This window comes from Acetobacterium paludosum (assembly GCF_008086595.1).
Lineage (GTDB): Bacteria > Bacillota > Clostridia > Eubacteriales > Eubacteriaceae > Acetobacterium > Acetobacterium paludosum.
Genome location: NZ_RXYA01000002.1, coordinates 275,162 through 287,943, shown reverse-complemented (window position 1 = coordinate 287,943; position 12,782 = coordinate 275,162). Strand labels below are relative to the sequence as shown.

Genomic DNA, 12,782 nt, shown 5'->3' with positions numbered 1-12,782 from the left:
AGCTCGATTGAATATTAATGTGAAACAAACTAATAATTTAGAAGCTTATCAATATTAGAATAAGGAAGTGAAAAATGAGCTTTGAATTAATCCAGGAGATTCCGTCCCCAAGTGAAATATTTGAATTACTACCCTTGTCAGAGGCAGGAAAAAAAATAAAGGCAGAACGTGATCGCATCATCAAAGATGTCTTTGAAGGTCGGGATGATAGATTTATATTGATTATTGGCCCCTGTTCGGCCGATAATGAAATAGCTGTTATTGACTATGTGAGTCGATTAAGTAAAATTCAAAAAGAAGTTGAAGACAAAATCATTATTATCCCGAGAATTTATACGAATAAACCAAGAACAACTGGTGAAGGATATAAAGGAATGTTGCATCAGCCGGATGCGAATAAAAAGGCAAATATGGTCGAAGGCATCAAAGCCATTCGGAAACTGCACATCAGAGCCATTGAAGAAACCGGCTTATCCTGCGCCGATGAAATGCTTTATCCCGAAAATTACGCATATTTAGAGGATGTCCTCAGTTATGTGGCAATTGGAGCAAGATCGGTAGAAAATCAACAGCATCGTCTGGTCATCAGTGGTCTGGAAATACCGTCAGGTATGAAAAATCCCACCAGCGGTGATATCACGGTGATGCTGAATTCCATCCAGGCCGCACAGGCGGGCCATACATTCATCTATCGAAACTGGGCAGTAAAAACATCAGGTAATACTCTGACCCATGCTATTTTAAGAGGTTCAGTCGATCAGCATGGTCGAAATTTTCCCAACTACCATTATGAGGATATAAAACGTCTGATTAAAATGTATCAAAAAAGAGATTTTCATAATCCGGGAATTATCATTGATTTGAACCATGCCAATTCAAACAAGTGCTTTAGTGAACAACCTCGAATTGCGCGTGAAGTGGTTCGTAATCGTCATTATGATGCTGATATGAAAAAATATGTCAAAGGTTTGATGATTGAAAGCTATATTGAAGAAGGTAACCAGCCAGTTGATGGCGGTGTCTATGGAAAATCCATCACAGATGGTTGTCTTGGATGGCCAATGTCGGAAGCACTCATTAGGGAGATTGCGAAAAAATTATAAAAAAATGTATGCTGCCCGATAATGTTAGCTAGCTAAATGGCTGACTACAAAAGCTAAGAAAAATCCTGAAGCTGTAGCCAGGGCAATGAATCTTCCACCTTCCTCAAAAGCTTCAGGCATCATGGTATCAGCGATCATGGCTAAAATTGCACCGGCGGCCAAGGATAATGTAATAGCAATCACGTCCTTAGATGCATTGCCTAAAAAGGCATAACCTAAAACGGCAGCACAAACGGAGGTTGCGATTGTAATTCCCCAGACTGATAGAATATAGATGTTTGATTTTCCAGCGACCTTCATGCCTTGGGCACCGGATATACCTTCAGGAAAATTGCTTATAAAAACGGCAATCATCATACTGAATCCAACACCTTGTCCAGCGGCTAACCCAATGCCGATGGCTAATGATTCAGGAATACCATCCAGAACCGCGCCCAGAAGTATTGCTGATCCTGAATTCACATCATTCTTTTGATCTGTTTTATTTGTGTGAATCTTGCCGTGTCTACGTTTACGAAAGTGTCCACCCAAATGGTCAATTAAGTAATCACCAATGACAAAAAGCAATGTTCCGGCAATGAATCCAATTGATGCAGAATCAAAACCTCCAGACAAAAAAGCGTTTTCCATAAGATCGAAAGTTAAGGCCGAGATCAGCACCCCCGAACCAAAAGCCATAATAGCACCGATGGCATATTTAGACACTTTTAAATACATGCCTAGAAGTGCCCCAATAAAGAGGGTAGAGCCACTGATAAGACCAAAAATTGCTGCAGTAGTCATTGATGATAGTTCCTTTCTGTAATAGGTATTGATTTAAACATTAAGGTTTATTTAAGAGCTTCCGATTGTATTAAATGAATAAAATAGACTTAGTTCCATAGAATATTTTATTGATAAGTGGAGCTTACTACAATTCTCATTCTTTTGTCAAGAAGTCTCAAAGATGTTTTTTGAATTCAGATAAGCCATTAATATTTTTCTTGCACTAAACTTAATTAATTGCGGGAATTCTTAAATTCCTTGACTCTGCTTTAAATAATAGTTATATTCAAAAAGGTAAATAAATTTGAAAGGAAGCTTACATGAAGAACTTTTTAAAAGAATTTAGAACCTTTGCCCTGCGGGGAAATGTGATGGATCTTGCGATCGCGGTCATAATCGGAGCTGCTTTTCAGGGGGTCGTTAAATCGTTAACCGATGATATTATATCTCCCATCCTTGGCATTTTTGCAAGGACCGATTTCAGTAATTTTGTATTACCGATTTTCGGTGTCGAAATTCGATATGGCTCTTTTTTTACAGCGATCATTAACTTTGTAATTATGGCTTTTGTGATCTTTTTTATGATAAAAGTTATGAATCACTTAGCAGGTCTGCGAAAAACTAAAAAAGTAACGGAAGTAAAGACAAAAACTTGTCCTTATTGCTGCACTGAAATACCAGCCAAAGCTCAGCGATGTCCCAATTGCACAACGAGTCTGATAAGACAGTAAAGCTAAACAAAAAGGTGTTCAAATTGTTAAATCAATTCGGACACCTTTTTGTTTTTTGGGGATTGTGGTATTATATAAAATATGTTTTGAAACAAATAAATTTTAGGAGAACCATGTGGAAACAAAAAAATTCTTTTCTCTGAGTTTGGACAGCATTGAAAGTGCAACTGCGTTTGTTCGAGACTTGCTGGAAAAATACAATTGCACAAAAATGGATAGCGTTCGGGCCCAGCTCTTTGTCGAGGAGACGATTGTCTACTGGAAAAAAGACTCCGAGGAAAATGAAAAATTTGAGATATCGCTGCGGAAGCGGTTTAAAACGATCACCTTGTCGATGAATTACTGGGGGGAGCAATCTAATCCTTTGACACTGCCGGAAGAAACAGATGAGGCGGAGATGGATCTGATCGGTCAGAACATTTTAATTGGTTTATCATCAGTTACTTATTCCTACGACAACGGCTGTAACAATGTCTCCTATACTTTAAAGGAAAAGCCGATTAATCCAGCCATGACAACGGCTATTGCTCTGGCAGCGGCGATTATTATCGGTTTAGGATTGCTGCATTTTGCTCCTGCTACGGGGGTTCTGATTGCCAGTGCCATTCTGACACCATTGAGCAGCATCTTTTTCGGCTTCCTCAATGCTGTCGTTATCCCGGTATTATTTCTTTCAGCAATCGGCAGTATTTTCAACATGGATAATATTTCCCAGATGAAGATAATATTTAAGAGTCTGCTTAAGTGGTGTGTGGGAATCATGGTGCTGGCTTCTGTTATAGCCCTGGCGGCGGCACAGCTATTTTATCTTGGTAACAGTTCTGCGGCTTCCAGCGGTGGCAATAGTGACTTATGGAGTCAGGTCGGAAAGATGATTTTCGGCATCATACCGGCCAATATCATTCAGCCTTTTTTGGATGGGAATACGTTGCAGATTATGTTTCTCGCTATTATTGGCGGCATCGTGATGCTGACATTGAAAGGGCGCTTCCCTTTTGTTACAAAGATAATAACAGAGGCTAATTTAATTTTTTCAACGATTCTTGATGCCGTTTGTTCGCTGATGCCCTGGGTTGTCTTTATCAGCATCTTGAATATGATGGTCTCCGGAAATGGCGGAGCCCTTTTTGGAGCAATCGGAGTGATTGCATTGATTCTAGTGTGTTTCTTGATACTGGTTCTGATTATGCTGCTGAGTGTCGCACTGATTGAAAAGATGAGTCCCATTGCGTATCTGAAATCCGCTGCGCCATTTTTATTGATTGCCTTTTCTACAGCCAGTTCAAGTGCCTCTTTTGCAAGCCACAACGCAACGGCAATTTTCAAGCAGGATATCCGGGACTATGTGGTCAATTTTTCAATTCCGGTAGGGGTGTTATTCAACAAACAAACAGTCATTATCTATATGGTATTGACATCGTTGTTTATGGCTGGATATTATCAGATGACCTTTTCAATTGGAGAAATTATACCGGTGATCATACTCTGTATGATTTTGTCAGTGGCCTGTCCGCCAACTCCGGGAATGGGCGCTTTTCTTTTTACTATTGCGTTTAACCTCATGGGAATTCCATTGGAAGGATTGGCGTTGGCAGTCAGTATTGATATCTTTCTGGACTATCCCTGTACCGCCATTCAAGTGATGATAACAAATATTGGTATGCTGCATACCGAACATATGTTGCGAATCAAAGAAAGCAAGGCGATCTGACCAAGAATTATGTTTTAAATATATTCATAAATGTTTTCTTTAAAACGTCAGCAAAAATTGCGGCATTGGGTTCTTCAGGCCGATAACAGATGTAAATATCCTGATAAGCAGATTTATTGGCTATTTTTACATATTTTTTATATTTTCGGGAATCCGTATAATAACTGATATGCAGTGAATCACTTAAATACAAATGGGACGTGAAAAACAAATGCTTATAGGCATAGTCCAAATCATAATGATAGGCAAAATTTAATTTTATGTTTTCCTTTTGGCAGAGGTAGTCGATAAAAGGAGCAGTTTTAATAATATTATTTAGTTCTCCCTTAATATTTACGAACGCTTCATTTTCTAGTTGATTCAAGTTAATTTCTTTCAATGCCGCATATTTGGATTCCGGAGGAACCGCGATAAAAAGTTTATTTTTAAATAAAAAGGTTCTTTCAATATTCTGATCAGTCAGTTCCGCTTTGTATTTATTGATACTTAAGTGATCAGTAAAGATAATATCGGCCTTTTTTTCAAGCAACATTTCGATCGATTTTTCAAAAGATACCGTTTCTTTTTTTACGCGGATGTAAGGATATTTTTGCAAAAAAGTGCTAATCGATTTGTCTAGAATATTTTCACCGAGATCGCACAATACAAGGGAAGAATGAGTCGTGTTATTGTTTTTGTTAAAATATTGATTCATATTGTCGTAACTGTTTAAAATGGTATTAATATATCTCAGCAACACAGTCCCGTTTTGATTGATATATATCTTTCTGCCGATGCGATCAAAAAAGGTGCAGGTGAATTCATTCTCAATATTCTTCAATGTTTTACTCAAGGCTGAAGAGGTAACAAAAAGTTCATCGGCAGCTTTGGCAATACTTTCGTGTTTAGCAATTATTTTGAACTGCTGCATCTGTAAAAAATTCATGGCATCCCCCTAAAAGTGCTTTATTATTACACTAAAATCAAGTGAAAGTTATAGTAAAAGTATAACACAGACTGGCATTTTTTTTCAATTATTGACTATCTGGTTAACAATAAAGATAAAAAAGCAAATAGACGTAATCGTAAATATTTTATAATATATAATTATAAGAAGTGCTTCATAATATAAAGTAATAATAAGTAGTAAACGCTTATTTATTTTATAAATTTAAATGAAATAGAGGGATTTATATGAGCAAATTTATGGAAGTAGCAGCGAATCGGGATTATTCAAAAGAATGGCAGGCACCGGGGAGTTTTCCATGGATTTTTCAACGACCGAAAGAGCCCATTGCGGGGCGACCAATCCGTGTCAAAGACAATTATACGCGGTGCGCCAAAGGGGAGCAGCCTTACTGGATGCCGGCATATTTTTACGAATCCAATATTGTTTGGCCAGATGCGATGGAAGAGCATCCAGTACCGGAAGTTGATGGCTATGACTGGTGGGGTGTTAATTGGATGATGGTGGAATCGGCCGGCGGGATGATCACAAAGCCGGAAACTAGAACAATCGCTGACTTTTCCAATTGGAAAGCAGAACTAGAATGGCCGGATTTATCCCGGGTCGATTTTAAAACAGATGGTCAAAAAATTCAAAATATGCTTGATCCCGACAGACCGCATATTTATGAATGTGTGGAAGGTGTTTTTGAACGGCTTCACGAATTGATTCCTTTCGGAGAAAGTCTGATGGCATTTTATGAAGAACCGGAGCTACTGGAGGAATTCTTTCAGAAAATGGCGGATTACAAGATTGAATCAACGAAAAAAGTATTCGAGAACTATGGAAGAGTCGATGGTGTATTATATCATGATGACTGGGGAACGCAGCGGGCGGGATTTTTCTCCAATGAAATGTTCCGTGAACAGATCATGCCGGCAACCAAACGCTTTCTGGATTATGTAAAAAGCCAGGGCAAGTTCATCGAACTGCATTCCTGCGGTAAGAACATTCAATATATTCCGATGATGCTTGAAATGGGGATTGATATGTGGACACCGCAGCTGTTCATCAACGAGCCGGACTTTTTGCACACAACCTACGGAAAGGATATGACTTTTACGTTCCCGTTAATGATTGCGCCGGATTGGAATGAAGACCAAATCCGCCAGGCAGTGCGGGATTTTGTGGATCATTTTGGGGAAAACGGACGTGTAATGTGCTGGATCATGGTAGAAAATTTTGATCAAAAGCTAGAAGCGATAGCACAAGATGAGCTGTATCATTATTCACTGAAATATTACAATAAACTCTATGACAGAAAATAAGCTATTTCGCTTTATCAATAGACTCCTGTACTTGTACCAATAGTGGTTTATCAATCGTTGGTACGGTTGTTTATCAGTCTGAGTCCGCCTTTGTGCGGACTTTTTTTATTGTTGGACTATTCTTTACTAATTTGACATTTTTATTAAACTAGCGTATTATTAAGCATAGATATAATATGTATACCAATTAATACTATGCATATTATATTTATAACATGTAAATTTTGGAGGTGTAGAAAATGAAATCTCTCGATAAATCGATTGGTATGTCTATTAATTACGTAAACAGAAAAATACAAAGATATTTGTCAGCAAATCTAAAAAAATACAATATAACGACGGAACAATGGTCAGTATTACTGCAAATATTAGAAAATGATGGGATCAATCAAAAACAGTTGGCCAAAAAAGCTAACAAAGATCAGACGACCCTTGTTCGAATATTGGATATTCTTGAAAGAAAAGAGCTGGCGATTCGCAAAAAAAGTCCGGATGACAGACGCTTTTATTTGATTTACGGTACGCCAGAAGGCCGAAAACTGAAAGAAGAAATATATCCATTTGTAGAAGGTTTGTTCCAGAATATTATAAAAGGTATTTCACAGGATCAATTGGATTTATTTATCGATACACTAAATAAAATTGATGAAAATATACCTGTTGAAGCACAATAATTCTGAGGCGGATCATTGCGCAGATAGATTGTGCTGCTTAATTTGACAAGAACAAACTATGCTCAAAATTTCCCGGGTATTTTGAAGGCACATAGGAGTTTTTAAATATAGCTTAATTACAATTGTTACTGAATAAGGAGAAGAAAATTTATGGAATTATGTTCAGAAAAATCAAATTATCAGAAAAAAAACTATAATGTGGTGCCTATCACGATTGCCCTGATTATGGCAGGATTTTGCTGTATGCTGAATGAAACGGTACTGAATATGGCATTAAATAAATTAATGGTTCAATTTACCGTATCTGCAAATGCGGTTCAATGGCTTAGTACCGGATATATGCTAGTTATGGGAATTGCAATTCCGGTTTCGGCGTTACTTATTCAAAGCTTTTCAACGAAAAAGCTTTTTATTGCGGCTGTCATAATATTTTTAATCGGAACATTGATTTGCGGCGTTTCAACGTCCTTTACAGTTTTACTGGCGGGCCGATTAATTCAGGCGGTTGGAACCGGTGTTTTAATCCCAAACATCGTTAATACTTTAATAATTATCAATCCTGTTGAGAAACGGGGAAAAGCACTGGGGATTTTTAATCTTGTGATGTTTTGTGCACCGGCGATCGGGCCAACCATTTCCGGTTTAATTATTCAATCTCTTAATTGGAGATGGTTATTTTTTATAATCTTGCCTTTTTCGATTGTGTCTTTAATTTTAGGCAGCAAATATGTTGAAAATGTGACGAAATTGACGAATCCGCCAATCGATTTTTTATCGATTATACTGTCAACCATCGGATTCGGCGGATTCATATATGGTGTCAGCAATATTGGCAGCGCATATACATATTTAATTGCGATACCGATGATTGCTGCCGGTATCGCGTTAGTCATGTTCGTACTGCGTCAGTTGCATATGAGCGAGCCGATGTTGGATATGCATCCGTTCAAAGAATCGATGTTCAGCCTCGGTTGTATACTTATGATGATCATGCATATGGTTAATTTTGCAACAATGCTTATTTTACCAATGTTTCTTGAAAGTGCTTTAGGCATGACGGCATTTGCGGCTGGTCTTATTATGCTGCCAGGCGGAATTATTAATGGAATCATATCACCGATTTCAGGTCATCTGTATGATAAGTTTGGCCCCAAAGCATTGATTGCTTCGGGATATGGTATCTCGGTTATTGCATTCATTTTGCTTTCACATTGTGTATCAATGACGATCGGTATCCCTGTCATTATTGCATTGCATTGTTTATCTCTCGTAGGGGTTGGACTAATTAATACTCCGGTACAGACAAATAGTTTAAATCAATTGTCTCCGAAATATTATCCTCATGGTACCGCCATCACAAACACGCTGCAGCAAATAGCCGGAGCATTTGGAACGGCCTTATTTGTTGCAATTATGACTGCCTATCAAAATAAGTCTTTATTAGCGATGAGCAATCCTACCGCTCCAGAAAATCAATCGTTGAGTTTGATATATGGAGTTCAGCACGTTTTTACAGTTGAAACTGGAGTTCTTGTTTTGGCTTTTGTATTATCTTTATTTATAGCAAATAAGAATTCAAATAAAAAAACGGTAAAATCTTTGGCTGATGGTAGATTGGAAAATAGAAAAGTGATTTAAATGAGGAATGTAGATTTTGATTTCTTATATAAGCTTTGACTTCAATCGTCCTATATATATAGCAGGGTATTTGACAATTGCGAAACGGTTGTGAGCTTTAAATGGAACCGATGGAATGGACACTAATAAAGTCTATTTCATCGGTTCTTTTTTTTTACAGTGATTTTGAATAAATATCTACTAAAAGCTGTATATACAGCAGCGGCTTATATGGTATAATAACTCGATATAACTTTTTTCTGATTAATCAATTTTGTTTTCGCTTAATGATTATATCATAATCTGGCAGTGAGGTAGTTTTATAGTAAAAATTATCTAACAATAAGCAGGCTTTGGCATTTTATATAGGATTGATATTTCGTTGTTTGAAAGGATAAATAACAATGAGTGAAAAAAAAAGAAATAGAGTGATCGCGCTTAGCATGAAACCGATCAATTTCAATGTGGATAAGATCATTTCATTATTCATGCGCGAGTCGGCACCGATGATTGACAAACGAGGTTCTAGCCTTATGGATGGTCAATGATAGAGATGATTATATGAACAATCGACATTTTGTTAATAAGGCATTTCGCATATTTGTAATCAACAGCATCCTCTCTTCGGCAGGGATAGCGATGGAAACATTTGTAGATGCGATCATTCTGGGGAATGCTCTTGGTGAAACGGGGCTGTCGGTATTGGCGGTGGCAATGCCGGTGTATATGATCTATAATTTATTCGGTTACGCATTTGGGGTGGGAGGTTCCCTCAAAGTTTCAGAATGCATCGGTGAGGAGGATAAGGACGGAGCAAATGCTTATTTTACCCAGGCAGTGATATTTTCTGTTATTACCGGTGTGATCATTGCGGTATTTGGGAGGCTGTTCCTTCCGGAAATTATATTTCTGACTGGCGGATCGGGTATTACTGCTGCTACAGACTATCTGGCTCCGCTTGTGCTGAGCGCTCCGATATTTATTTTAGCACCGGTGATATCACTGCTGATTCGCAGTGATGCTGATCCGTTTCTCTCCACTCTTGGTATCAGCCTATCCGTTGTGGTCAATCTCGCACTTGACCTCGTGTTTATCTTCGGGTTGAATATGGGCTTGTTTGGAGCAGCGCTGGCGATGGTATTGGGGCAGCTTGCAGCAATCATGGTGTATCTGATGCACTTTCTCAAAAAACACAATCATCTTAAACTGCGTCAGGCGACCCTCAGTCCCCGAGCCGCGTATCGGCTTTTTCGAGGCGGATTCGGGATTGCCTCAACATTTGTCTATCAGGGAATCACACTGATTATCATCAACAATATTTTAAGTGCAGCCGTAGGTTTGAGCGGGCTTGCGATTTACAATATTCTTTTCAATATATCGATGTTTGCCTATGCAGTGTTTGATGGAATTTCACTTGCTCTGACTCCGCTGGTGGGAACTTTTGTGGGTGAAAAGGATACCGAAGGTGTTTACAACACCATGCGATTAGCATTGAAGACTTCCATCGTTTTAGGAGCCATTTGTACACTGGTGATATTTATATTTGCCGATCCGATCGCCGCCCTGTTCGGCGTGAGGGAGAATTTGCCGCTTGTTGTTCTGACGATTCGAATCTTTGCGCTTTCGGTGATGCAGAGCTGTTTCAACTGCGTGATGGCAAGCTTTTACCAGACGATTAAACGGCAGTATTTTGCGGGAGTCATTTATTTTATGCGGGGCTTTGTGCTGTTATTAGGCTTTTCTATATGGTTTATTCCTATTTTTGGCGTTTCAGGCACAGCCATGGCTCTGGTTGCAAGTGAAAGTGTGACGACTGTAGTTTTAGTAGTTACGGCGGTGATCATTAAGAAAAAAGGAGACTATCGCAATCTTTTACTGTTCACCGAGCCTATTATCCAAAAGGATTCATTATATGAAACAACGCTTTCTTCCGATCTCAAACAGCTGGAAAACTGTGTTGCGGAGATTGAAGAATTTTGCGAGCGGCAGAACATCGATAGCAGCAATGCTTATTTCATAAACTTGACGATTGAAGAACTTGCGGCCAATATTATCAATTTCGGATTCAATGACGGGAAACCGCATTATATTAATATAAAAATTGTGCTGTTTGATGAGGATATTTATATTCGAATGCGTGATGACAGCACAACCTACAATCCTTTTGAAGAATCGGGAAAACTCGACGAAGAACTGGATTACCTCGGAGTTTCCATCGTTCGGAAAAAAGCAAAAGCCTTTGCTTACAACCGGACACTCGTTTACAACAATCTTCTCATTATTCTGTAGAACAAGGTGGTATTTATGAAAGAGCAAAAGAGTATTCGAAAAATAAGTCTTAAAACCAAATTTTCAACGGCAAGTATGATTCTGGCAATGGTGCTTTGTGTGATCATCATTATTATTTCTTATTTCAGTTTCCGGGATGCGATGTTCAAGCGGTATGAACAGAACATCACTTCTCTTGTAGACACCGCGGCAACCCTCGTGCCGCTGGAGAAAGTCAATCAATATTATGAATCAAAGCAAACGGATGCGGACTATGATCTTCTTGTCAAGCAGTTTCAAATTATACAGGAACAAAATAATCTTGAATATCTATACGCTTATGTTCCGACGAAAGCAGGACTAGATGTCTTTGCACAGGGCACCAAGCCCGGAGACACCGGAAATTTCGTGCTCGGTGATGTCTTGGGTACCGATTATTATCCTCAAAAGGATATTGATGCGGCAAACGAACTCTTTACAAACCCCGATGCGGCTAAAATTTATATTACCAACGAAAGTAAATTTGGGTACCTCATTAGTGCCTTTGATGTGTTGCGGGATGAGCAAGGAAACCCGGTGCTGGTCGTGGGTGCCGATATGTCGATGCAGGACATTAACAGTACGCTCAGCAATTACATTATTTTCGTATCTGCTATTGCAGCGCTGATCTTTATTATTTTCATCAGCATTTATCTGCTTTTCCTGAACAAATCAATCATCAATCCCCTTCAGGTCATTGTCGACAACGCCACGGATTTTGTGAATAACAATATTGATGAAAACATGGGCGAGCTTGTCGCATTGGATATCAATGTAAAGACCGGTGACGAAATTGAAATGTTGGCGGATGCTTTCAATAAAATGACAAGTGACATCATCCGCTATATTAATGAGTTGACCAGCGTAACTTCTGAGAGAGAGCGTATTGAAACGGAGCTTCGCATTGCAACCTTGATACAGGACGGCATGTTGCCACACAATTTCGATTTTCCAGATCGCAACGAATTTACAATTTATGCATCTATGCGGGCGGCCAAAAATGTGGGCGGGGATTTTTACGATTTCTTCTTTGTGGATGAAGATAATTTCTGTATTGCCATCGGTGATGTTTCGGACAAAGGCGTCCCGGCTGCGCTGTTTATGGCAATGACCAAAGCCACAGTAAAAGATCTTGTGCTCCGGCATCTGCCAGTTGATGAAGTGATGACGGAAGCAAACATCAGTTTATGCAAAAACAACGAGCAGGGAATGTTTGTTACTTTGTTAATTGCGATTGTTAATGTGAAAACGGGTGTGTTCCAGTGGTGTGATGCCGGACATGATCCGGCAATTATCTGGAAAAAGAACGGAGCGGTTGAAATGCTGACCGGAAAAAAAGGATTTGTCTGTGCCGGTCTTGAGACGGCGAAGTACGCGATGAACGAATCGAAAATTGAAAAAGGCGATATCATTTATCTCTATACCGACGGAATTCCTGAAGCCAACAATCCGGAAACAGAATTCTATGGTGAAAATCGGCTGACAACGCTGATTGGCTTAAAAGAAGAGCATGATATCAAGTTGCTGTGTGCGAGTATTTTAGACGATGTTGACAAATTTACCGCCACTGCACCTCAGTTTGATGACATCACCATGCTTGGATTCAAGCTCGAGGAGTAAA

At 39.0% G+C, this 12,782-nt stretch carries 11 protein-coding genes; 9 read left to right on the top strand and 2 right to left on the bottom strand.

The annotated features are described in order from the left end of the window. The first annotated feature begins 74 nt into the window (after positions 1-74). Positions 75-1,103: a 3-deoxy-7-phosphoheptulonate synthase gene (locus FZC41_RS03440; RefSeq protein WP_148565982.1), complete on the top strand. Its 1,029-nt coding sequence runs from the start codon at positions 75-77 to the stop codon at positions 1,101-1,103. 24 nt (positions 1,104-1,127) lie between these two features. Here FZC41_RS03440 and FZC41_RS03435 read toward each other — a convergent pair whose 3' ends face one another. Beyond that, entirely contained in the window at positions 1,128-1,886 is a 759-nt protein-coding gene (locus FZC41_RS03435) for a ZIP family metal transporter (RefSeq protein ID WP_148565981.1), read from the bottom strand. 302 nt (positions 1,887-2,188) lie between these two features. Between FZC41_RS03435 and mscL the strand changes: the two genes are divergently transcribed. After that, complete coding sequence (mscL, locus tag FZC41_RS03430; RefSeq protein ID WP_148565980.1) at positions 2,189-2,599, top strand: large conductance mechanosensitive channel protein MscL; 411 nt, start codon at positions 2,189-2,191, stop codon at positions 2,597-2,599. A gap of 115 nt (positions 2,600-2,714) precedes the next feature. Continuing rightward, the gene (locus FZC41_RS03425; protein WP_148565979.1) at positions 2,715-4,310 is read left to right on the top strand and encodes a dicarboxylate/amino acid:cation symporter; all 1,596 of its coding nucleotides are present in this window, start codon (positions 2,715-2,717) and stop codon (positions 4,308-4,310) included. Between the two features lie 7 nt (positions 4,311-4,317). Here the strand turns inward: FZC41_RS03425 and FZC41_RS03420 are convergent, their stop codons facing one another. After that, positions 4,318-5,235 carry a LysR family transcriptional regulator gene (locus FZC41_RS03420; protein WP_148565978.1) on the bottom strand — a complete coding sequence of 306 codons (918 nt, stop codon included), beginning with the start codon at positions 5,233-5,235 and terminating at the stop codon, positions 4,318-4,320. Positions 5,236-5,483: 248 nt separating this feature from the next. On the opposite strand from FZC41_RS03420, the gene FZC41_RS03415 reads away from it, so the two are divergent. From FZC41_RS03415 to FZC41_RS03395, 6 genes are all read left to right on the top strand, one after another. Then, positions 5,484-6,563, top strand: a complete 1,080-nt coding sequence (locus FZC41_RS03415) for a uroporphyrinogen decarboxylase family protein (RefSeq protein WP_148565977.1) — start codon at positions 5,484-5,486, stop codon at positions 6,561-6,563. Between the two features lie 239 nt (positions 6,564-6,802). Beyond that, on the top strand, positions 6,803-7,237 hold the full coding sequence (locus FZC41_RS03410; RefSeq protein WP_148565976.1) for a MarR family winged helix-turn-helix transcriptional regulator: 435 nt from the start codon (positions 6,803-6,805) through the stop codon (positions 7,235-7,237). Positions 7,238-7,387: 150 nt separating this feature from the next. Then, a complete protein-coding gene (locus tag FZC41_RS03405) occupies positions 7,388-8,875 on the top strand; it encodes an MDR family MFS transporter (RefSeq protein WP_148565975.1) in 1,488 nt (495 codons plus the stop codon). 383 nt (positions 8,876-9,258) lie between these two features. Beyond that, positions 9,259-9,402, top strand: a complete 144-nt coding sequence (locus FZC41_RS17205; RefSeq protein ID WP_170253833.1) for a hypothetical protein — start codon at positions 9,259-9,261, stop codon at positions 9,400-9,402. After that, positions 9,392-11,143 carry an MATE family efflux transporter gene (locus FZC41_RS03400; protein ID WP_148565974.1) on the top strand — a complete coding sequence of 584 codons (1,752 nt, stop codon included), beginning with the start codon at positions 9,392-9,394 and terminating at the stop codon, positions 11,141-11,143. The genes FZC41_RS17205 and FZC41_RS03400 overlap by 11 nt, the downstream gene beginning before the upstream one ends. Before the next feature lie 15 nt (positions 11,144-11,158). Then, positions 11,159-12,781, top strand: coding sequence for a SpoIIE family protein phosphatase (locus FZC41_RS03395; RefSeq protein ID WP_148565973.1), 1,623 nt, complete (start codon positions 11,159-11,161; stop codon positions 12,779-12,781). Position 12,782: the final 1 nt, after the last annotated feature.

Coding starts and splice junctions, on each gene's coding strand:
- FZC41_RS03440 (WP_148565982.1), top strand. CDS start 75: ATGAGCTTTGAATTAATCCAGGAGATTCCGTCCCCAAGTGAAATATTT.
- FZC41_RS03435 (WP_148565981.1), bottom strand. CDS start 1,886: ATGACTACTGCAGCAATTTTTGGTCTTATCAGTGGCTCTACCCTCTTT.
- mscL (WP_148565980.1), top strand. CDS start 2,189: ATGAAGAACTTTTTAAAAGAATTTAGAACCTTTGCCCTGCGGGGAAAT.
- FZC41_RS03420 (WP_148565978.1), bottom strand. CDS start 5,235: ATGAATTTTTTACAGATGCAGCAGTTCAAAATAATTGCTAAACACGAA.
- FZC41_RS03415 (WP_148565977.1), top strand. CDS start 5,484: ATGAGCAAATTTATGGAAGTAGCAGCGAATCGGGATTATTCAAAAGAA.
- FZC41_RS03410 (WP_148565976.1), top strand. CDS start 6,803: ATGAAATCTCTCGATAAATCGATTGGTATGTCTATTAATTACGTAAAC.
- FZC41_RS03405 (WP_148565975.1), top strand. CDS start 7,388: ATGGAATTATGTTCAGAAAAATCAAATTATCAGAAAAAAAACTATAAT.
- FZC41_RS17205 (WP_170253833.1), top strand. CDS start 9,259: ATGAGTGAAAAAAAAAGAAATAGAGTGATCGCGCTTAGCATGAAACCG.
- FZC41_RS03400 (WP_148565974.1), top strand. CDS start 9,392: ATGGTCAATGATAGAGATGATTATATGAACAATCGACATTTTGTTAAT.
- FZC41_RS03395 (WP_148565973.1), top strand. CDS start 11,159: ATGAAAGAGCAAAAGAGTATTCGAAAAATAAGTCTTAAAACCAAATTT.